This is a genomic window from Pseudoalteromonas sp. SR43-2, assembly GCF_014163885.1.
GTDB classification, from domain to species: Bacteria; Pseudomonadota; Gammaproteobacteria; order Enterobacterales; family Alteromonadaceae; genus Pseudoalteromonas; species Pseudoalteromonas distincta.
This window is the reverse complement of sequence record NZ_JACJED010000002.1, coordinates 42,854-66,062: the sequence shown is the minus strand read 5'-3', so window position 1 is coordinate 66,062 and position 23,209 is coordinate 42,854. Positions and strand designations below refer to the sequence as shown.

The 23,209-nt window shown below is 38.7% G+C and carries 15 protein-coding genes; 7 read left to right on the top strand and 8 right to left on the bottom strand.

Annotated features, from left to right (window positions below):
* Positions 1–32: 32 nt before the first annotated feature.
* Together xylA and xylB are read right to left on the bottom strand one after the other, a co-directional pair.
* Positions 33–1,352, bottom strand: a complete 1,320-nt coding sequence (gene xylA, locus H5120_RS01955) for a xylose isomerase (RefSeq protein ID WP_182672173.1) — start codon at positions 1,350–1,352, stop codon at positions 33–35.
* Between the two features lie 30 nt (positions 1,353–1,382).
* Positions 1,383–2,840: a xylulokinase gene (xylB, locus tag H5120_RS01950; protein WP_182673413.1), complete on the bottom strand. Its 1,458-nt coding sequence runs from the start codon at positions 2,838–2,840 to the stop codon at positions 1,383–1,385.
* A 162-nt stretch (positions 2,841–3,002) separates the two neighbouring features.
* Between xylB and H5120_RS01945 the strand changes: the two genes are divergently transcribed.
* Positions 3,003–3,959: a Gfo/Idh/MocA family protein gene (locus H5120_RS01945; RefSeq protein ID WP_182673412.1), complete on the top strand. Its 957-nt coding sequence runs from the start codon at positions 3,003–3,005 to the stop codon at positions 3,957–3,959.
* A gap of 116 nt (positions 3,960–4,075) precedes the next feature.
* On the opposite strand, the gene H5120_RS01940 is transcribed toward H5120_RS01945, so the two are convergent.
* The gene (locus tag H5120_RS01940; RefSeq protein ID WP_182673411.1) at positions 4,076–5,686 is read right to left on the bottom strand and encodes a glycoside hydrolase family 43 protein; all 1,611 of its coding nucleotides are present in this window, start codon (positions 5,684–5,686) and stop codon (positions 4,076–4,078) included.
* Positions 5,687–5,897: 211 nt separating this feature from the next.
* Between H5120_RS01940 and H5120_RS01935 the strand changes: the two genes are divergently transcribed.
* Positions 5,898–6,938, top strand: a complete 1,041-nt coding sequence (locus H5120_RS01935) for a LacI family DNA-binding transcriptional regulator (protein WP_007585144.1) — start codon at positions 5,898–5,900, stop codon at positions 6,936–6,938.
* Positions 6,939–6,997: 59 nt separating this feature from the next.
* Entirely contained in the window at positions 6,998–8,401 is a 1,404-nt protein-coding gene (locus H5120_RS01930) for a sugar porter family MFS transporter (protein ID WP_404936097.1), read from the top strand.
* 220 nt (positions 8,402–8,621) lie between these two features.
* Here H5120_RS01930 and H5120_RS01925 read toward each other — a convergent pair whose 3' ends face one another.
* Positions 8,622–9,989 (bottom strand): TrkH family potassium uptake protein, encoded by a 1,368-nt coding sequence (locus H5120_RS01925; protein ID WP_182673410.1) that lies wholly within the window; start codon positions 9,987–9,989, stop codon positions 8,622–8,624.
* Positions 9,986–10,645, bottom strand: a complete 660-nt coding sequence (locus H5120_RS01920) for a TrkA family potassium uptake protein (protein ID WP_182672167.1) — start codon at positions 10,643–10,645, stop codon at positions 9,986–9,988. The genes H5120_RS01925 and H5120_RS01920 overlap by 4 nt, the downstream gene beginning before the upstream one ends.
* A gap of 182 nt (positions 10,646–10,827) precedes the next feature.
* On the opposite strand from H5120_RS01920, the gene H5120_RS01915 reads away from it, so the two are divergent.
* Both H5120_RS01915 and H5120_RS01910 read left to right on the top strand, forming a co-directional pair.
* Positions 10,828–12,132: a DUF4118 domain-containing protein gene (locus tag H5120_RS01915; protein ID WP_182673409.1), complete on the top strand. Its 1,305-nt coding sequence runs from the start codon at positions 10,828–10,830 to the stop codon at positions 12,130–12,132.
* The gene (locus H5120_RS01910) at positions 12,125–12,793 is read left to right on the top strand and encodes a response regulator (RefSeq protein WP_101163047.1); all 669 of its coding nucleotides are present in this window, start codon (positions 12,125–12,127) and stop codon (positions 12,791–12,793) included. The genes H5120_RS01915 and H5120_RS01910 overlap by 8 nt, the downstream gene beginning before the upstream one ends.
* 47 nt (positions 12,794–12,840) lie before the next feature.
* On the opposite strand, the gene H5120_RS01905 is transcribed toward H5120_RS01910, so the two are convergent.
* On the bottom strand, positions 12,841–14,283 hold the full coding sequence (locus H5120_RS01905; protein WP_182673408.1) for a sugar porter family MFS transporter: 1,443 nt from the start codon (positions 14,281–14,283) through the stop codon (positions 12,841–12,843).
* A 27-nt stretch (positions 14,284–14,310) separates the two neighbouring features.
* Positions 14,311–16,923 carry a glycoside hydrolase family 3 C-terminal domain-containing protein gene (locus H5120_RS01900; RefSeq protein ID WP_182673407.1) on the bottom strand — a complete coding sequence of 871 codons (2,613 nt, stop codon included), beginning with the start codon at positions 16,921–16,923 and terminating at the stop codon, positions 14,311–14,313.
* Positions 16,924–17,337: 414 nt separating this feature from the next.
* Here H5120_RS01900 and H5120_RS01895 point away from each other — a divergent pair, with 414 nt between their 5' ends.
* On the top strand, positions 17,338–20,346 hold the full coding sequence (locus H5120_RS01895) for a TonB-dependent receptor (protein WP_182673406.1): 3,009 nt from the start codon (positions 17,338–17,340) through the stop codon (positions 20,344–20,346).
* Between the two features lie 84 nt (positions 20,347–20,430).
* Positions 20,431–21,942, top strand: a complete 1,512-nt coding sequence (locus H5120_RS01890; protein ID WP_182673405.1) for a tryptophan halogenase family protein — start codon at positions 20,431–20,433, stop codon at positions 21,940–21,942.
* 32 nt (positions 21,943–21,974) lie between these two features.
* On the opposite strand, the gene H5120_RS01885 is transcribed toward H5120_RS01890, so the two are convergent.
* Positions 21,975–23,150, bottom strand: a complete 1,176-nt coding sequence (locus H5120_RS01885) for an AraC family transcriptional regulator (protein WP_182673404.1) — start codon at positions 23,148–23,150, stop codon at positions 21,975–21,977.
* Between the last annotated feature and the right edge of the window lie 59 nt (positions 23,151–23,209).

Genomic DNA, 23,209 nt, shown 5'->3' with positions numbered 1-23,209 from the left:
TACGCCTCGGCTTTAAAACCGAGGCGATGTCCTTATACGTAGCGGTTAACAATATTCTCAAGCAGCTCTTGTCGGCCCGAAACTTGCTTAGGATCGATGTTGTTTTCGTGTACTAACGCAGCAAGGCTCTCAAGTGATTGTTCACCTTTTAAAATGCTTTGGCCTAGGTCTTCTTTCCAACCAGCGTAACGTTTTTCAACAAAATCAGTCAGCTCGCCGCCTTCAATCATTGCTGCTGCATTGAGTAATGCTTTAGCCATCGTATCCATACCGCCAATGTGACCGATGAATAAGTCATCACGCTCACACGATTGACGACGAAGTTTAGTATCAAAGTTGAAGCCACCGGTTGTAAAACCGCCATTCTTTAAAATTTCGTAAACGACAAGTGTGCACTCAGCTACATCGTTAGGGAATTGATCTGTATCCCATCCGTTTTGCATATCACCACGGTTAGCATCAATACTACCCATAATACCTTCAGCGCAAGCAACGGCAATTTCGTGATGGAAGCTATGACCTGCAAGTGTTGCGTGGTTTGCTTCAATGTTTACTTTAATTTCGTCTTGTAAGCCGTGCTTGTGTAAAAAGCCTGCAACCGTTGCTGTATCGTAATCGTACTGGTGCTTAGTTGGCTCTTGTGGTTTTGGCTCAATTAATAATGTGCCTTTAAAACCAATTTTTTTCTTGTGTTCTACAACCATTTTCAAAAAGCGTGCGTACTGCTCGCTTTCTTGCGCAAGGTCTGTATTTAGTAGTGTGTCGTAACCTTCACGACCACCCCAAAGTACGTAGTTTTCGCCGCCTAAACGATGCGTTATTTCCATTGCATGTTTAACTTGTGCTGCTGCATATGCATACGTATTAGGATTAGGGTTTGTTGCACCACCGGCACAAAAACGTTTGTTTGAGAACAAGTTAGCAGTACCCCACAGTAGTTTTACACCTGTGCGCTGCATTTCTTTTTCGATAATGTTAGCTATGTGCGTTACGTTATCGTGGCTTTCTTGTAGTGTTTTGCCTTCAGGGGCAATATCAACATCATGAAAACAAAAGTAAGGTACGCCTAGTTTTTCGAAAAACTCAAAAGCCACTTTTACTTTTTGTTCAGCAAGTTCTAATTGGTTGCCTACAGGTTGGATCCAAGGGCGGTCAAACGTACCTTCACCAAAAATATCAAACCCTGTAGAACAAAAGTTATGCCAGTAACAGGCTGCAAAACGTAAATGTTCTTTCATTGTTTTGCCAAGCACTACTTGGTTTTCGTCGTAATAACGAAATGCAAATGGGTTTTTAGAGTTTTCACCCTCAAATTTAATTTTTTCAACGTTTGTGAAAAATTGCTCGCTCATATTGTGCTCCATTAATTTTATAATAGTGTTTTAAAAGTATGTTTTTACACTTTGATAAAGTGCTTTGTATGTTGTGTATTGCTGTGCGTAAAAATCTTGCATAACTGGATTTGGTTCAATGGTTTGCGTTACTTTGCCGTTAACGCATACATGTTGTGCTGGGAGTTGTGTTACTGCTATTCGAGCAAGTCTTGCAGCGCCAAATGCGGGGCCAACTTCTGAGCCTTCTCGGTAAATTAGGGGGCGTTTGAGTACACTTGCGATGATTTTTCCCCACAGTGAGCTTTTAGCGCCACCACCAATAACGGTTACATCATCAATTTGTGCACCAGCATCAAGCAGTACTTGTTGGCCATCGGCAAAAGCAAAGGCAACACCCTCGAGTACTGCACGGCCAAGGGTTGCTGCATCGGTATCGCTGTCTAAACCAAAAAATACGCCTTTGGCATCGGGGTTATTGTGCGGCGTGCGCTCACCTGTTAAATAAGGCAAAAATATCACTGAGCTTGGTTTGCTAAAGTCGCATTTACTTACTTGTTCAAGGAGTGCGCCTTCGTTTTCAAAACCGGTTAATTTAGTGACCCATGTTAAGCAGCTCGCTGCGCTTAACACCACTGACATTTGGTGCCAGGTGTTTTCAATGCAATGACAAAAAGTATGTACAGCACCTTCTGGGTTAGGCAGGTATTTTTCGTTGGCAACAAAGTAAACGCCCGAAGTACCTAATGATAAAAACGCTTGCTTTGGTTTTACAACGCCAACACCTGCAGCGCCTGCGGCATTATCGCCACCGCCTGCAACAACAGGTACTTGCTCCATTCCCCATTTAGCTGCAACTTGGGCTGTTAATTTGCCCGTAATTTGTGTGCCTTCAAAAAGGGTAGGCATGTGTTGCTCTGCTAAGTCGCAGGCGCTAAGCATTTTTTGAGACCATGCTCTCTTTTCTACGTCTAGCCACAGTGTGCCTGCAGAGTCAGACATGTCTGATGCAAAATCGCCGGTCATTAAAAAGCGTAGGTAGTCTTTTGGTAGTAATACTTTGGCTACTTTTGCAAAGTTTTCTGGTTCAAACTCTTTTAACCACACCAATTTAGGTGCAGTAAAACCAGGCATTGCTATGTTGCCGGTAATATTACGAGAATTTGGTTCGCGTTTTTCAAGCTCTACACATTGTGCTGCACTGCGCCCGTCGTTCCATAAAATGGCTGGGCGAATAATGTTATTGTTTTTATCAAGCAGCGTAGCGCCATGCATTTGCCCAGAAAGGCCCACAGCCTTTACCGATTTTAGTAATGCAGGGTGAGTATTTTTAAGCTCCTCGATTGCACTACAGGTAGCAAGCCACCAATCTGTAGGGTTTTGCTCAGAAAAAAGTGGTGCTGGGCGTGAAACGCTTAAAGATCCACTTGCTTGAGCAAGCAATTGGTCTTGCTCGTCTAAAATAATTACTTTTACACCTGAAGTGCCTAAATCGATACCAAGGAACATGAATGTGATACTTAATGTTGTTTTGATGTTAGCGCTAACATTAATGATTTGATATTGTTAAGTCAAGCTAGTTTTAAACTATGTTTAACAATTAATTAGCAAGTTTATTGCTTGGTTGTTGGAGTTCACTTAAATTTCTTTTTAAGATCATAAGGAAACACTATGAAAAAAATAAACTGGGGTATTGTTGGTTGTGGCCGAATTGCTGCACAATTTTGTGAAGACTTAGCACATACAAATAATGGTGTTGTGTACGCAGTTGCAGCAAGAAATGGAGATGATGCAACCGCTTTTGCGAGCAAGTATGGTGCGGCCAATGCTTACGAAGGGTATCAGGCATTATTTGACGATAAAAATGTGGATGTAGTTTATATTGCGACCCCGCATAACTTTCACTTTAAAAATGCCAGCGATGCTATTAAAGCAGGTAAGCATGTATTGTGCGAAAAGCCCATTACGGTTTCGGCTGAAGAGTGTAAGCAGTTGTCTTTACTGGCTAAAAAGCACGACGTATTTTTAATGGAAGCCATGTGGACGTACTTTTTACCTGCAATACAAAAAGCAAAAAAATGGGTGGAGCAAGGGCGAATTGGCACTATTAAACATGTTAAAGCTGACTTTGGCTATCCAGTGCCTTTTAATCTCGATGGGCGTGAATACAACCCAGATTTAGCGGGCGGTTGTTTACTTGATATGGGAGTTTATCCGCTGGCTATCGCTAATTACTTTTTAAATAACGACCTTGAAAACTTACACGTAAGAGCAAATATTCGTTACAAGGGCGTGGAAGACGATGTACTTATTACTGCTAATTGTGGCGATGTAATGGTGAGCTTAGCAACGTCATTTCAATGCCGGCTAGGGAATGGCGCGTATATTATTGGCGACAAAGGCTATATAAAAATACCCGATGCATTTAGGGCTTATGAGTGCTCTTTGTATGAGCTTGAAGACTTAATTGAGCATTTTGAAGATGGTAGGCAGTCACAAGGTTATAGCTTTGAAGCCCAAGAAGTAGGGCGCTTACTGAGCGAAAACAAACGAGAGAGTGACATTATGAGCCACTCTCAAAGTTTACTTTTACAATCACAAATGGAACGTATTAAAGCCCTGTTTTAAAATAGTTTTAAAATAGTTTTAAGAGAACTTTAATAGAGCTTTAAAAGAGTTTTGAATGAGCTTTAAAGCAGTTTCAAAAAGCTTTCAATCAAATAATAAACTTAACTGGCGGCGATTTATTCGCCGCTAGGTTCGTCATAATTAAAAAATGAATAGTGAGCTTCTTTATTTCTCCCCGATAAGTCTTGGCACGCCATACCAACAAAAGCACCGGTAAAACACGGGCGATACCCTTGCGGTGATTGCTGCACGTAATCATCAGATAAAATACTGCCATCGAGCACTGGACCCAACTTTATCCAGCAGTTTTTTTCGGTGGCGTAGTAAAACTGCAGCTGAGCGCCATTAAAATCAGCTTTTAAGTAAACAGGTTTGTTTGTTTTAAGCAAAAGCGGTGCAACAGGCGTGCTTGTTTGGTATTTATCGCAGCTTATTATATTTAAATAACGTGGTGTGGTTTCATCGCCTACATCGCCGCCGCTTATATGCAAATAGTAGTAATGAGCGGTGTTGTAATAACATACTAGCCCCGCCATTTGCTGAAAACTGCTCGGCGCAAAATCAACGCATGTGCTGCTAACAGTATGATGAGCCTGTACACGCCTGGCAATAAAACTTTGCTGATGCAATGAGCTTAAAGACTCTTTTCCCACTAGGGTGAGCGATGCTTTTTGAGTATTTTTATACACCCAGCTTTTGCACATGGGCATACGCAATGACTGAAAATCAACAGTCAGATCATCTTTACTAAAATCAATATGTGTTGTGGGTTGCGGCTGTGGGTTTAGTGTTAAACCTTCAACGGGTACGTGTACTCTGGGGGCTTTATTTGTGTGTTTTGCATAAGGCCAGCCATCTTCTTTCCAGATTATTTGCTCAATCCCTGTTTCACGCCCTGTAATGCAGCGGCCACGCTCAGACAGCGGTCTTGATGTTAAAAATACCGTGTACCAATCACCGGTTTGTGTTTGAAAAAAATCTCCATGGCCACATTTTTGTAGCGTATTACTCGGCTCGTGGGCTGCTGTAATAACGGGGTTGTGCGGGTGTACTTGGTAAGGGCCAAATACGTTTTTAGCACGCGCTACACTAATGCAGTGTTCATACCCAGTGCCACCTTCAGCGGTAATTAAATAGTAGTAATCGCCGCGTTTTAAAATATGCGGGCCTTCAGTGCAACCAAGTTCTGTGCCTGAAAATATAGGTTTAACATCGCCTATTAATTTATTGGTTTTTAGGCAAAGCTCTTGCATTACTATACCACCAAATAGTGCGTTATTACGGTGATCAACCAGCATGTTTAACAAATAGCTTTTACCGTCATCATCGTGAAAAATAGACGGATCAAAACCGCTAGAATTTAAGTAAGTCGCTTGTGACCAGTTACCGGTGATATCAGTGGTTGATACAAAATAGTTTGGTGTGTCTTTGTAAGGGCCATCAAAGCTTTTTACATTGGTATATACCAAATAAAAACGGCCATTATTGTAACTAAGTTGCGGTGCCCATACGCCGCAAGAGTCGGGCACTCCTCGCATATCGAGTTGCTCTACGGTGTTAAGTGCTTGGCCTATAACTCGCCAATTTACTAAATCGGTAGAGTGGTGAATTTGCACACCGCCAAACCATTCAAATGTTGAAGTGGCTATGTAGTAGTCGTTATTAACTCTGACAATGTTTGGGTCTGGGTTAAAGCCTCTTAGAATTGGGTTTTGCAGCATGCTCATAATATAGGCCTTTCTAAGTTTTTTATATTATTGGGTGTGAATATTGTAAATTTGTTGTTAGCGCTAACATTTTCAGTGTAGTATAAGACTTTGTCAATAAGTAATCATTTAAAACGCGCTGTAAACAATATCAAGCTTTACAATTATGTATAATGAAAACTAAGAAAGTTAGTTATAACAATCCACTGATTGTGAGTAGGTAATAACAGTAATGGCCGATCCTAAAAGAGCAAGAATACAAGATGTAGCCGAGCAGGCTGGTGTATCAATGATGACAGTTTCACGCGTGCTCAACCAAGACAAAAAAGTAAGCGACAAAACCCGCGAAAAAGTAATGGCGGTTGTTGAGCAATTAAATTACAGGCCAAATGTGTCTGCTAGGCGCCTTGCTAGTACTAAGTCATTCTTTTTAGGGCTTTTATACGATAACCCAAGTGACTCTTACATAAGCCAATTTTTATTGGCAGCGCTTAAAAAATGCCGCGCACTGGGCTACCACCTTGTTGTTGACGAAGCGCATACCGATATTGACAAAACAATTGAATCGGTAAAGCAACTTATTGATGTTACACAGGTTGATGGCATGATTTTACTGCCTCCTATGTGCGACAACGAACAGGTTTTAGATGTGCTTACTAAAGCACAAGTGCCATTTGTAAGAATAACGCCAGATACAAAATTAAATCGCTCCCCTTATATATGCATGGACGATTATCAAGCGGCGTTTGATGTTACAGAGCATTTAATAAATCAAGGGCATAGCAAAATTGCACATATTATTGGTGACACCAAACAAGGTGTAAGTCGTTTGCGTTACCAAGGTTATTTAGATGCGCTGCGCTCTAATAAAATAATAACACCACCTGAGTATATAGAGCAGGGCAGTTTTACCTATCAATCGGGTATGGAAGCGGCAATAAAATTACTTTCGCTTGATGATAAACCAACGGCTATTTTTGCAGCTAACGATGATATGGCAGCCGCTGTAATCTCAATAGCTCAAAAACAAGGTATTAATATTCCAAGCGAACTGTCGGTTGTTGGCTTTGATGACACGCAACTTGCAACCATAGTTTGGCCAAATATTTCTACGGTAAAACAGCCCATTAATGAAATGGCTGAGCTTGCGATTACTTTACTTGCATCGGGTCAGTATAACGATTTAAGCAATGTAAAAAGCTTAGACTTAAGACATATTTTAGATTTTGAATTAATAGAAAGAGAATCAAGCTCAACCAATAAAAACAACTAAATAAGCACAGCCTTTTGAGCTTCAAAATCTATATAAAATAACAACAACACACAATATGGATACTTATGAACGAGAAAGAAAATGTACTTTTAATAGTACTGGTTTGCTTTGTTGCGACCATTGGCGGTTTTTTATTTGGTTTTGACAGCGGCGTAATTAATGGCACTGTTGATGGATTACAAACGGCGTTTGGCTCCAGTAGTGCAGGTACGGGATTTAACGTATCGAGCATGCTAATTGGTTGTGCCATTGGTGCGTTTTGCGCAGGTCGATTGGCTGATAAATTTGGTCGGCGTCCAATTTTACTTTTTGCCGCTGCTTTATTTATTATAAGTGCTTGGGGCTCGGGTGTGTCAGTCACATCGTTTGAATTTGTGATTTATCGCATTTTAGGCGGCTTAGCTGTAGGGGCTGCATCGGTTATGACCCCAGCTTATATTAGCGAAATTGCCCCCGCACGATACAGAGGCACGCTCTCTACACTTCAACAAGTGGCTATTATATTTGGTTTGTTTAGCGCATTTGTGAGTAACTACTTTTTAGCAAATACGGCTGGCGGTTCTACGGCTTTATTTTGGCTCGACTTTGAAACATGGCGTTGGATGTTTTGGGTTGAATTATTACCTGCATGCTTGTTTTTAATCGCTTTATTTTTTATCCCCGAAAGCCCTCGATACTTAATTATGGCTGGTAAAAAAGACGCTGCTGCACGTGTTTTATCGTCATTATATGGTGCTGAAACTGCCTCTCTTAAATTAAATGAAATAGCAGAGTCTCTTGCTGGCGATAAACACCAACCTAAATTATCTGATCTTATTGATAAACCTAAAAAACGTTTACGCCCCATTGTTTGGATAGGAATTGGCTTAGCTACATTTCAGCAATTAGTCGGCATTAACGTTGTTTTTTACTACGGCGCGGTACTTTGGCAAGCAGCCGGTTTTACTGAATCTGACGCGTTACTTATTAATATAATAAGCGGCTTTGTAAGTATTTTAGCAGTGTTTATTACCATGTATTTTATAGACAAAATTGGCAGAAAACCTTTTTTGTTAACCGGCTCAATTGGTATGACGGTTACGCTTTCTGTTATTGTTTATGCCTTTTTAAACGCAGATATTGGCTCAACAGGTAACTTAGAACTAGGAGAGCAGGGCATAGTTGCTTTAATAGCCGCTAATGCGTATGTTTTCTTTTTTAACTTATCGTGGGGCCCTGTAATGTGGGTTATGTTAGGCGAAATGTTCCCTAACCAAATTCGCGGCTCTGGCCTTGCAGTTACCGGCTTTGCCCAGTGGATAGCTAACTTTTTAATTACCTGGTCGTTCCCTGTTATGCTCACAGGCATTGGTTTAGCTGGGGCTTATGGTTTTTACGCATTTTGTGCGTTTGTTTCAGTCATATTTGTATTTAAGTTTTTACGCGAAACCAAAGGCAAAGAGCTTGAACAAATGAAAGGATAAATATTACCCCTTTAATAAGCGCCAAAACTATTGTAATGGTTTTGGCGCTTATTTTATTAATTTTCATATCTGCAATAATAAAGTGAGGTTATAGTTACCTTTGTTTTTTCTATAAAAGTCTCTCAATTGATAAAGCCATATTTAGGAGTCAATAATTTTCTATCTTGCACCGCAATAATACCTTACATAAATTATGGTGGCTAAGTGGTCTTAATAATAGTTACCCTATTTGTATGGTTGTTTTAGCAAATTTAAGAGGTTGTAATTTAGGTTTTGCAAAACAATAAGCAAATGTCAGTGGACCAACTCTGCCAATCAGCATAAGTAAAATTATTATTAGCTGGCTTGGCATACTTAAATTACTAGTAAAATCACGAGATAGCCCTACAGTGCTCAATGCCGAAATTACTTCAAAAGTAATATCTAAAAGAGACGCTTGCTCGATTTTACTCATAATCATGATGCTTAAAAAAGCCGTAAATAAGTATAAAATTACAACACTCAATGCTTTTATCACAAGTTTGTCGCTTAGCTCTCTGTTAAATATGGTTACCTGTGGTTTTTGACGTAAATAACTATACATAGCAAGTAGTAAAATAACAAAAGTTCCTATTTTAATGCCGCTTGCTGTACTTACCGAACCGCCACCTATTACCATTAATAACAATGTAAGCAATGTCGAGTCGGAACTGAGCTGGCTAATAGGTAAAGTATTAAAGCCTGCAGTACGTGGTGTAACTGCTTGAAACCAAGCAGCAATTACTTGCTCGTTAATAGGTAGGTTGGCAAGTGTGGCTGGATTTGAATATTCAAATAAAAAAATAAGCAAAAATGCACTGCAATTTATTACAGCACTTGCAATTAATACAATACGTGTATTAGTTGCTAATTTATGCCAGCGACGTTGTTGATATATATCTATTAAAACGGTAAACCCTAAGCCACCGATTATAAATAATGCACTGATAATAAGATTAACAGATACATCACTTTTAAAAGCCATTAAGCTATTACTATCGAGTGCAAACCCGGCATTGTTAAAAGCCGAAATAGTATAAAATAGACTTTGATAGGCGCTACCCGCAATACCATAGTCATCTACCCAACTAATAAAAAGTAAGCAAAATGCTATAGTCTGAATTATTAGCGAGTAAGTTATTACACATCTAGCTACATGGATCACTCCATTTAAATCGCTTGTATCGAATGCTTGGCTTGCAAGTAAACGTTGTTTTAATCCTAAGTTTTTACCAATACTTAAAAATGAAATAACGGCCACGGTCATAAAGCCGATTCCTCCAATTTGAATAAGTACCATAACAACACATTGCCCAAATGTGGTTAGCGCAGTGCCTGTATCAATAACAACTAAGCCTGTAACTGTAACCGCAGAGGATGCAGTAAAAAAAGCTTGAATAAAGCTAAGCGATTCAACACTTGCAAAAGGTAATAGTAATAAGCAAGTGCCTAAAATAATGAGAACAAAAAAACCAGCAGTTAAAATTAAAGGGGGGTTAACAGGCCTTTTCAAATTTTTTAAACGGCGATTAAATTGCTTTGGAAGTACGTGTGCTTGCCAGTTAATCATAAAGCTTTAAACCGTTTGGTGAGTTTTGTTAGGTAATGTTTAGAGCCCAGTAATACAAGGCTATCACCATGGCGTAACTCGGTGTCGAGTGTTAGGTCTGTATTGAAATTATCATCTCGGCGTAAGGTGAGCGGTTTTATATCTGAGTTACGGTCTTTTAGAAGCCAGCCAATATTGCGCCCTGATAAATGTAAATCTATGGCAAGCTCAACAATAAATGTAGATTGTGTAAGTGCAAAGTACTGGTTAACCATAGGGTAGTTAAGTGCATGTGCTACTCTGATCCCCATTTCTTCCTCGGGGTGAATAATACGAGATACGCCAAGTTTACTTAAAATTTGATGGTGACTTTTAGAGCACGCCTTAACCCATATTTGTTTAACACCAAGGTTTTTTAAATGCAGCACGCATAAAATACTCGCTTCTATGTTTTCACCAATTGCAACTAATACAGCTTGGCAGCTGGTTAAGTCGAGTCGAGCAAGCTGTGTTTCATCACTAGCATCTAAAATGACAGTGTAATTTAACTGATTAGCAAACGTGTTAATGGTGCTTTCGCTTATATCGGCTGCGCAAACGTGATGCCCCTGATTAGCAAGCTCAAGCGAGGCGGTAACACCAAAACTACCTAATCCAATTACTGCAAACTGTGCCATGTGCGTTCCTATTTAAAAAATACTACATAGCAAAGACTATGGAATTTTAAAAAAGAGTCACCCCATATCAATTAAGCTTTATAAACATTTAACACTACAGCCAAAAATCTTTATAAAAACTTTATACACAACGTATTAAAAAGCAGTAACCTATAAAAAGAGAATTTTATGGGAGTGCACAAATGGGTATTAATAAATGGCTTAAGCCGCTTTTATTAACAACAATTGCGCCTATTTTTATTGTGCTGGCTATTTTTCCAGTTCGAGAGTGGCTAACGACCACCGACATTGTGATGTTGCAATTACTTTGGGTGGCATGGGTTGCGGTGCGTCAAAATGCCGCCTTAGCGGGGATTACAACGTTAGTTAGTGTGGCATGTACCGACTGGTTTTTTGTACTGCCGTACTTTACATTTCATATCGAAAAAATTGAATACTTAGTCACTTTTACTGTCATGCTTATAGTTGGCTTGATGATAAGCAAATTGGCGGGCGAGCTAAGTAAAAACGTTCGTGATACCCAGTTACATGCCAGTAATACACGATGTTTATATGAGTTAGCTAAGGCGCTTAATGGGCTTGATGATATAAACGCTCAGCGCCAAGTATTTACAACATCGATTAAAAATCATCTAGGTATTACACTTAGTTGGAACAATAATACAATGGATAATGGAGAGTACTTCAATATCGAACAAAACACACAATGGGGCGGCTTTATTTCAGATGCCGAACTTAGTCCTGAAAACCGTGCATTTATAGACACGGCACTGTCTTTGTTGTTTCAGGTCCACGAAAACTCAAATCTTAGAAACCAGTCGGCATCGATGAAAGTACAAGCAGAGTTAGAACGTGCTAAAAACGCATTGCTGCGTAGTTTATCTCATGATCTACGCACGCCTTTGGCTACTATTATGGGCTCATCAAGCATGTTAGCTGACGAAAATATTGAGCTAAGTAAGGCATCAATTACAGAACAAGCAAAAAATATTTATGAGCAAAGTGAAATCTTAAATCAGCATTTTAATAAAGTGATGGAGCTTAGCCGGGTAAATAAAATAGGAGAGCAGCTAGCATTGCAAGCTATCAACGTACATACACTGGTTACTGAGGCTAAAGCACGCAGGCAGCAGCAATTAAGCGGTTTTAACTTAGCGTTAGTCTTTGATAAAGCTACTTGTTGTATAGGTGATATAACACTTTTAGAAATCGCGCTTGCGAATATATTCGAAAACGCGGCACGTTACGGTGATGGAGTGGCGACAGTGGACTTTAATACTGAACGAATTGCTAATATAACACACTATAAAATAGCCGTAAGCAATCTCATAGTTACTCATCCAAGCAGTTCGGATGAAGGAGTTGGGCTTGGTAGCGTAATTTGCGATGTAGTTGCTCAGTTTCATCAAGGCGAATTTGTATTAACTATTGATGAGCTGACCCAAGTAGCCACAGCAATACTTAGCTGGAGTGCAAAGAATGATTAATGTATTGGTGCTAGAAGACTCACCTGCACTGCAAAGTTTTTTAAAAACATTACTAGGTGCCAGTGGCTATAACGTATCAATTAGTGCGAAAGGGCTTGATGGTTTTTCATTAATGAGTGAGCAAAGCTTTGACTTAGTGTTACTTGATTTGGGATTGCTTGATATGGATGGACAGGCTTGGTTACTTGAAGTACGACAATGGAGCCAAATACCAATATTAGTGCTTTCGGCTCGCGATGGCGAGGTGGAAAAGGTTACAGCCCTTGATAATGGGGCAAACGATTATATAACCAAACCTTTTAGTGCAAACGAACTTCTGGCAAGAATGCGTGTGCTACTAAGAGTAAATACACAGCCCAGTTTGGCACTGCAATGCGGTAACATCATTATAGATCCGCATAAGCACACAGTTACGCTTAACAGCAGCGATGTAAAGCTCACTAATAAAGAATATAAAATTTTGCTTATGTTATTTCAAAATAAAGATAAAGTGCTTACTCATAATGCTATTTTAAGTCAGGTATGGGGGGAGCAATACATTAATAGACCTGAGTATATTCGTGTACATGTAGCGCAACTAAGACAAAAGCTTGAGGTAAACCCTGCAAGCCCTATTCATATCTTAACTGAGCCAGCGGTAGGTTATAGATTAGTTGGGTAGGCACTAAAAAATTATCGTCCTAAATTTAGCTATTTAGGACGATAAAGTTATACGTTTTCTAGTTTCGTTCCTTTGGTTTCAGTTACTAAGTAAATAACAAAAAGTACCGATATAAAAGCAAAAAAAGCATAGAGCGAATACGCGAGTGCAAGCCCTCCACCGGCTAGCAATATTGGAAAGGTCATAGTAACTAAAAAGTTAGCCAGCCATTGAGCAAGCCCTGCAAGCCCTAAGCCTAATCCTCTCATGTTATTTGGAAATATCTCGCCGAGCATTACCCACATTACAGGACCCCATGAAAGGTTAAAAAAGAATACATATAAGTTGGCCTGTACGAGTGCAGTAAAGCCCCAGTCGCCAAGTTGTAATTGTCCTTGAGGGTCTATAGTGCCGTTAGAAAATGCGACAACCAAACCAATGAGTGAGAAGGTCATGCCTATTGAACCGATTAATAAAAATGGCTTTCGGCCTAATTTATCAATAAGCGATAAAGTAATAAAGCAGGCAACTAAGCTAATTACGCCACTAATAATATTGATTAAAAGCGCATCTGATTCTGAAAAACCAACAGCCTGCCATAATATAGCGCCATAATAAAATACCACGTTAATACCGACTAGTTGCTGTAATGTTGCAAGCCCAATTGCAATATAAACGACTGGTTTTAGCTTGAATGAGTGTGCTTGAAATAAGTTACTTATCTTTGTTTTTTCGCTATTACCTAATGACTGCCTTATTTCTTCCCACATTGGTTTGGCGTTTTTAGCACCGAATAACTGCGATAGAATTTTCATTCCTGCTTGTTGTTTATTTTTCATTGCTAAATAACGCGGGCTTTCTGGAATAAAAAATAAAGTGACCAAAAAAATAGTTGCAGGGACTAATTCTATCCAAAACATCCATCGCCACGTATCAAAGCCTGACCAAAGTACTTCGGTTGAGTTCCCTGATATTTGTACTAATGAATAGTTACTTAAAAAAGAGCAAAATAATCCTAAAATAATAGCAATTTGCTGAATAGAAGTAAGCGTACCACGTAAACGTGCCGGGGCTATTTCACTTATATAAGCGGGCGTTAGTATTGAAGCTGCACCTACCGCTAAGCCGCCAATTAAGCGATAAATTATAAATTCCCCCGACGCCCCTGCAATGCCTGAACCCCAGGCACTGATAATAAAAAGAACAGCAGTTGCAAGTAATACCTTTTTTCGACCAAAGTGATCGGCGCTTTTACCTGCTATTAATGCACCAATAGCGCAGCCTAGCAGCATACTTGCTACATTAAAGCCGGTTACTACGCTGTCTGAGTTAAAGGCACCTTTGAGTCCATCAACTGTGCCATTAATTACACCGCTATCAAAACCAAATAAGAATCCACCAATCGCAGCTACGCAAGCGATAAAAAATATACGTAGCAAGTTCTCATTTTCGATACTCTTTAATTGAATAGATGTACCACTGAGCGTGGGATCTGTTGCTGTATTTTCCATTTTTTAATTCCTAGATTTTTATTATTTTTATAAAACAATGTTAGACACCGTAAATTTATCTTTTGGTATTTTAATACCTTGCCCAGAGCCCACCGTAACAATTAAGCGTCCTTTGTAAGCCACGGCATTACCTTGCTCATTGATATAAGTGAGTTGGTTTTTAGGAACTGTGAATTTAACCTCGTTTTGCGTTTTGTGTTTAAGGGTAACGTGTTTAAAACTCACTAATTGTTTATTAGGTGTTTTAATTGGCGCGTCGGGCATAGAAATATAAACTTGAACAACATCGTCAGCTGTAAAACTGCTTTGGTTAGCGATTGTTGTTGTTAGGTTTAAATCGCCAGTGTCTGCGTTTATTGAATGACGTGTGTTTTTGTATTTAAAGTCTGCGTAACTTAAGCCGTAACCAAATGGGTAAAGTACTTCACCTTCATAATATTTGTATGTACGGTTTTGCATTGAGTAGTTTTTAAAGTCAGGTAAATCTGAAACTGATTTATAAAAGGTGATAGGCAATTTACCTGATGGGCTAAAGTCGCCGTAAAGTAAACCAGCTAGCGCGCTTCCTGCTGCCTCACCTGGATAGAAGCCCTGAACAATGGCATCTATATTTTCGTTCTCCCAATTTAATGCCATTGCACTACCGCTCATATTTACAAGTACGATAGGTTTACCGGTCTGCTTTAGCTTTTTAAGTAAATTAAGTTGGCTTTTAGGTAAATTAATATTGGTTCGATCTCCGTGAGAAAACCCTTCAATTTGCAGTGGCATTTCTTCACCTTCAAGATTGGCACTAATACCGCCTACAAATACAATAACATCCGCTTCATTGGCATTATCTAGCGCTTGTTGAGTAAGGTTTTGAGGGTTTTTTAACCAGCCTAAACTCGCTGTTGGGTTAATAACGTTGCTATGCCAAAAATGATTGAATTTAGCTTGTGCAGTTAATATATATTCTTCATTTTTATTAAGCGTTATAGCGCCATTAACAGTTTTACCATTAAGTGTAAAACTTATATTGGTGGCTTTAAAATAGTATTGTGCTGTTTGCTCAGGTTTAATTATTCCGTCCCATTTAACAGCAAATTCTTGCTCAATAGAGTTGTCGATAGGGGAGCGTTCCCAGCTAAAATCGATATTTTTATCTATTTGTCGTTTAGCTGGTTGACGGTCAAAATTACTCGCTGGGTAATACTGGGCAATTAACCCTGGCTGCATTTGATTATTATGATCTAGATGAAAAAAATGCTTTGCCTCAATAGGTTGGTAATGTGTATAAACCTCACCGGTAATGCTTGAGCCTGCAGAATATGTAAGTTTATTTTTACCTAGGCGTTTTTCTAATGCGTATTTAGGAGTAATAGGTTTGATAGGTGTGCCGTTGTAATTTCCTAATAAAATAGCGGTGTTATTTGCATTCGGGCCGATTAATGCTATTTTTTCGTTACCTTTTAAAGGCAGCAATTGTTTATTTTTAAGTAATACTAATGATTTTTGAGCTGCTTCTTCGGTGAGTTTTAAATGCTCTGTAGATCCAACTAACGTCATCGGTTTTTTAGAAAAAGGCACATTGTTAGCATCATCAAACATTCCTAATTTAAAGCGCGCATACATAAGGCGTTTTAATGCTATATCTATATCATTTTCTTCAACTAATCCTTCTTGTACTGCCTGAGTTAAATAACTATAGGTATTACCATGATGATCACCGCAGTTTAAATCGGTTCCTGTTCTAAGCGCCATAGCTGCAGCTTGTGCTTCTGTACTGACTATATTGTGGGATTTTATGTCGTAAAAATCGGCTATAGCACCACAGTCAGATACGATGTAACCTTTAAAATTAAATTCATCGCGTAATTTATTTTGAATTAACTCGTTGTTACCACAAGCCGGCGTGCCATTTACGCTGTTATATGCACACATCACTGATGCTACATCCGTTTGTGCTATTACATCTTTAAATGCAGGTAAATAGGTTTCTGCTAAATCTTTTTTAGAAGCAGTGTAGTCGTCACTGTGCCTTGAAACCTCCGGGCCGCTATGTACTGCATAATGCTTAAGTGTCGCTACAGATTTTAAATACTTAGAGTTATCACCTTGTAAGCCGTTAATAAAATTAACCGCAATACGGGTTGTTAAATAAGGGTCTTCACCGTAGGTTTCTTGGCCACGGCCCCAGCGTGGATCTCTAAAAATATTTATGTTTGGCGACCAATACGTCAGCCCTGTATACATTGAGTGGTTATTTTCATTTAAAAAGGCATGATGCTTTGCTCTGCCTTCGTCAGAAATAGCCGTACCAACTCTTAACATTAAGTCTTCATCAAATGTAGCAGCAAGACCAATCGCCTGAGGAAAAACAGTTGCTTTACCGGCTCTTGCTACACCGTGAAGCGCTTCGTTCCACCAATTATATTTTGGAATATTTAAGCGCTCAATTGCGGGGGATTTATCAAATAGCTGAGCTACTTTTTCTTCTAATGTTAAGCGATTTACTAAGTCATTTACGCGCTCGTCAGTTGTTGCCGATTCATTTAGATAAAGTGGAATATCTGTATTTGATTGTTTATGGGGCGCACAACTAACTAAAGTAGCGATTGCTGTAAGTGCAATAAAATCTTTTGTATTTTTGTTAACCATTGTTACCAACTCTTTATGGGTGTGTGATAAAAATAAATTAACAGAGGTTATTATTAGAGTCGTCTAAGGGTAAGATTAATATAAATTTGAACGTTTAAATGGACGTATTTACGTAAGTTCATACTTTAGTCCCCTAAATAATGGGCATTACGCTGCAAATACGTGTTAATTACTATTTAACAGTATGATTTTCAGTCCCTATGTATTAATCCACTTATAAAAACGAGGTATGTATATATAACCAAAGTGGCTTAATAAAGCGTTCAAATAGCGGTATGTGTGGTTAGTTAGGCGATTTTTGCCTTTAATTTTATTAAACCTATACCTGCACGATAACCACATACACAAAAAAGACAGGATAAGAATTTTAAGTGCTACGTGAGTAGTCTTTAAATTCTGATTGGGGAAATAAGAATGAAGAAAATAAAACAGAGCCGTAAATTTAAGTTGTCGATAATTGCCTCTGCAATTATGGCATCACCATTTTCTTGTAATGTATTTGCAGCACAAGAAGAAGCCGTAGCAAAAGCTGATGAAGATAATATAGAAATTGTGATTGTAGAAGGGACACGCTCAAATCTCATTAATGCCCAAAATATGAAGAGAGAAGGCGAAACAGTACTCGATGCTATCTCAGCAAAAGATATTGGGTCTTTACCTGATCGAAGTGTACTTGAGGCAATTACCCGTTTACCAGGAGTGTCTATTGAACGCTTTGCAGCTGCAAACGATCCAGATCATTATGGTGTTGAAGGCAGCGGTGTTGTTGTTCGTGGATTAACACATACTCGCAGTGAATTTAACGGCCGCGACACTTTTACTGCAGATTCAGGGCGAGGGTTAAGCTTTCAAGATGTACCGCCAGAATTAATGGGGTCTGTTGAATTATTTAAAAACCAATCGGCAGATATGATTGAAGGCGGTATAGCTGGTACTGTCAATTTGGTTACACGTAAACCTTTTGATGCCGACGGCCGAGTAATCGCTTTTACTTTAGATGGAACATATAGCGAATTTGCAGATGAAACAACACCGTCATTTTCTGGCCTATATAGCGATATATTTGATTTAGATAATGGCAGGCTTGGCGTATTAGTAAATTATTCAAACTCTAAACTAAAGGCGCAGTCAGACGGTACACAAATAGGCCGTTACGAAGAGCAAAATGAACTTGTTAATGGGCAAGCTGTATTTGTGCCTCGTACTACGCGTTTAACCCGAAAAGAAGATGACAGAGACAGAGAAGGTTTTGCAGGAGCACTACAGTTTGAAAATGAAAGTAAAACGCTTTTAGCTACAGCCCAATTTATTCGCTCTGATTCGTCACTAGCGTGGACCGAACACGCTATTGAAATGGCCGATGATGCTGTTATTAATGATTTAGTAGCTCTTGAAGGTACTGAATTTGACATTACTGACCAAGGGCTTTTTGAATCGGGTTTTATTACATCAAATACGGGTTGGCGTGGTAATGATGCGCAGCGTCAACCATCAGGTGAATTTGGTGCACAACATGCGATGATCACACGTTTTAGAGATCAAGATAACGTAGTGGACGATTACGGCTTTAATCTTAAGTATCGCCCTAACGATACATGGTCGTTTAATTTTGACGCTCAATATGTAGAGTCTACATCAGAGATTTTTGATTTTTCTGTGATGGGCGCAACTCGCGCTGTAATTGGTATTGAACAAAACGGCTCAGAGTTACCTGATATTACTTTACTTGACCCTGCAAATAGCGGCGATGCAGGATTTTTTACCGATCCTCATAACTATTTTTGGCGCAGTGCAATGGATCACATATCTGATAATGATGGTAAAGAAGTTGCCTTTGCAGGTGATACACAATACACATTTGATAGTGGCTTTTTTACTAGCGTAAAAGTTGGTGCTCGTTATGCTAAGCGAGAGCAAACTACACGTCAGTCTACTTTTAATTGGGGATGGCTGTCTGAGGCGTGGGCAGGTAATGGCAGTGCATGGTTTGATGCGCAAGGCGACGAGCTAGGTGCTAGTTTAGGCGATAGCTATGAGGAAGTAACTTTTGATAACTTCGCCAGAGGCGGGGTATTAAATGTTGCCTCAGAGGGAGCTTTTTTGTTTCCTAAAGAGTCATTTGTAAAAGACTATAATAATGCAGAATCGGCCTTTGCGTCTTTATCACCAAATTGGCAACGTTTGTCGAGCAGAGACGGTGCGGTTGGAGATTTTTTAAATAACGAAATAAATGAAACGTCTGAGGTGAATAATGCGTTTTACATTAAAGGTAATTTTGAAGGTGAATTAGGTGACATGTTTTATAGCGGTAATGTGGGCCTACGCTATGTAAAAATAAAAAATGAAACAGATGGCTTTTTAACATTCCCAGATACCGTTGGCGATATTAACGATGCATCCGATCCCGATAATTTTTTACCCTCGGATCAAGCGGCCTTTGGCAATGCAGGATTTACAGAGCAAACTGCAAACAGCGAATACACAAATATACTGCCTAGCTTAAATATAAAATTAAATTTAAAGGATGATTTAATTTTACGCTTTGGCTTTTCAGAAGCTATAGCACTACCGGCTCTAGGAAACCTAAGAAACTTTGTAAAAATCACGCCTGAAGACTTAGTGATCACCTACGATGAAAGCTCAGATGAAAGACAAATTCAAGACGCACGCTATTCACGCTATACAGCTAACTCGGGGAATCCATTTTTAAAACCAATGGAGTCATACAACTACGATTTAGCACTTGAGTGGTATTTTTCTGAAGGAGTGGGTTCACTTACATCATCATTCTTTTATAAAGATATGAGTAATTATTTTATTAATGGCTCAGTAGATAGAGAGTTTACTAATAATGGTGCTACTCAGGTAGTACAAGTAAACGGTGCCACAAATGGTGATGAAGGCTCTGTGCAGGGTTTTGAGCTGGCTTACCAGCAGTTTTATGACTTTTTACCTGGTGCCTTTAGTGGTATCGGGATGCAGTTTAACTACACCTATATTGAAGAAGAAGGATCACCAAATGCAGGATTATCACCAGATAAGCCTGATTCAACAGAAGGCGCCGATGTTGCATTTGATGGATTGCCTCTTGAAGGGCTTTCTAAAGACAACGTAAATATTGTAGCGATGTACGAAAAGTACGGCATAAATGCACGCTTAGCTTACAACTGGCGCTCTGAATATTTGCTAACCAGTAAAGATGTTATAACCCAATTACCTATTTATAACGAAGCTGGTGGGCAGCTTGATGGTTCTGTATTTTATAATCTAACGGATTCATTTCAAATTGGCTTACAAGGTACCAATTTAACTAACGAAGTGGCGCGTACTTCTATGCAAATAGACAACGATAATAATCGTATATCACGCTCTTGGTTTGCCAGCGAACGTCGATTTAGCATTATTTTAAAAGGTAACTTTTAATAAATACTACTGGCACATAAATATACGCTATTACTGGCTAAGTTGCAGTAGTAGCGTATTTTTTAGTTAAAAAGGTTATACAAAATGAGCGATACACACATTAAGTCGATTGTAATTGTGGGTGGCGGTTCGGCAGGTTGGATGAGCGCCTCGGCACTTGCAAAAGTTATTGGTTGCGATAATTGTAGCATTACACTTGTTGAATCGAGCGAGATAGGGACTGTGTCGGTAGGTGAGGCAACTATTCCGCAAATTCAGCTATTTAATACAATACTCGACATCGATGAATCTGAGTTTATTCGTTTTACAAATGCAACGTTTAAACTAGGTATCGAATTTATAGATTGGAAGGAAAAGGGGCATCGCTATTTTCATCCTTTTGGAAATTACGGTACTAATATGGAGGCGCTGCCTTTTCATCATTTTTGGTTGAAAATGCAAGATGAACCAAAATTTGAAAAAACTTCCAACTTATCTAACTACTCACTGGCATCGGTAGGTGCTTACGCCAACAAATTTATGCACCCGTCTACCCAGCAAAATACACCGCTAGCAGGTATTAATTATGCCTACCACTTTGATGCAACCCTTTATGCTAAATTTTTAAGTAAATACGCTATAAATAAAGGTGTTAAGCGTATTGAAGGTCAGGTTGATAAAGTAAAAACCAACCCTGTAACAGGAATGATAGAGTCGTTAGTGTTAAACGATAACACGGTACTCAGCGGTGATTTATTTATTGATTGTTCAGGTTTTAAAGGACTGCTAATTGAGCAAGCACTTAAAACGGGCTACGAAGATTGGACACATCTACTTCCTTGTAATAAAGCGGTTGCAGCGCCTTGTTTATCTACAAAATCACTAAACCCTTATACACAGTCTACGGCGCAGAGTGTTGGCTGGACTTGGCGAATACCGCTACAAAACAGAGTAGGTAATGGGTTTGTGTATTCAAGCGAGTTTATGGATGACGATAAAGCGCAGAGTTTATTATTAAACACACTGGAATCAAGCCCTTTAAATGATATAAATAGCTTACAGTGGGTTACAGGTATGCGTAAAAAAAGTTGGAATAAAAACTGTATTGCTATTGGTTTATCGGCAGGCTTTGTCGAACCACTTGAATCTACAGGGTTACATTTAATTCAGTCGGCTATTGCGAAACTGATGACGTTGTTCCCAAGTAAAGCTTTTACGCAGTGCGATATTGATCTGTTTAATCAGCAAACTGAAACAGAGTATCATCGTATTCGAGATTTTATTATTTTGCATTATAAGTTAACAAATCGCGATGATAGTGAGTTTTGGCGTTATTGTAAAAACATAGAAATGCCAGATTCATTAAAACAAAAAATAGATATGTTTAGTGAAAACGGTCGTATATTTAGACATGACAACGAGTTATTTAACGAAACATCATGGCTTGCTGTTATGCACGGACAAGGCATTAAACCTAAAAGCTACCACCCATTAGTTGACAGGCTAAGCCGTGATGAGATAAAACGCAGACTAAAAAATATTGAATCAGTAATTAGTCGCTCAGCTAATGTAATGCCCGATCATCAGGCGTATATTTTAAAAAATTATACGCCATAATGCATTGTTGTAGAGAGTTGTAAGCGGACAATCTAAGCTTTTGCTTGGCGTTCCCAATGCTCTTTTCTAAATTGAGTGGGTGTTATACCCACTAGTTTTTTAAAAAATGTATTAAAAGTCGCTTTACTGTTAAACCCTGCTTTATCCATAATGTCCAACATGGTCACTGTTTTATTTTCTTCTAAAAGTAGCAGCCGTTTACTTTCTTCAATTCTGTAGTGATTTATAAACTCAAAAAAGTTTTTACCAAAGTGCCTATTAATTATTGATGAAAGGCTTCTTGACCCCATTCCTAATTGGCTTGCTAGGTTATCTAGTGTGAGTAAATGGTTTAAATAAGGCTTGTTTTGCAGCAAGTAACTTTCAATTTTTTGTATTTTTTCGGGTTCAAAAACCTCTGGCAATTTACTTTGTTCGGTAGTGAGTGTGTCGTCAATACCTTGGAATATTCTTGAATGACCTGCACTAAAAAATATTAAGCTCGTTATTAATAAAAGTACCGCGTAGTTAGAGGTAAGCCCCAATAGTTCGTGATCGACAATTATCCCAATGTCATAAGACATAATAATACCAAGCGAGACAAATATTGCGTTTAAATGAACTATTAAAAAGCCAATAACTAAGACTTTTAACCAAGTCAGATCGACACTTTCTAGTTCTGCAAATTCATTTTTGATATTTTTTTGATATTTTTGTAGTTCTAAAAAGCATAAAACACTGATAGAAAAACGAAAACATTCCCGAGAAAAATAAATTATACGATCAATGATAGGTGTAGTTTCAATGGTACCGTTCTGGAGTGCATCTAATTTAACGCTGTTGTCGAGCATAAGCCAATCTAGTGTGAAATAGATGGCATAAAGTATAAAAGGAATAAAATACAGTGCGTCAATTTTTTTAACTTCATAATTTTTATTAACTAACGATTTTATATAGAGCAAAAGTAGCGGGACTTCTAACCAAAATGCTAAGCCGAATGTATAAAACAAATTTGGCGATAAATTTAATGCAAAAGGTCTAAATGCTTCACCAAAGTTTATAAGATTATCCATAGGGATAGCGGCTTGAGCTAATAAAAAGCAGGCAAGTAGGCAGTTACTTAATTTATTCCCTTTTTTCAATGTGATTAAAAATACGCTAAACGATAAGCATATAAACATGGTAAAAATTAAAGCGAGATCGTGAGTGTTAAAAAGTACTTCTTTCACAATTTAATACACCTTTATTAAAATTCTTATTTGGCACATCTGTGTCATTCGTGTGGGTA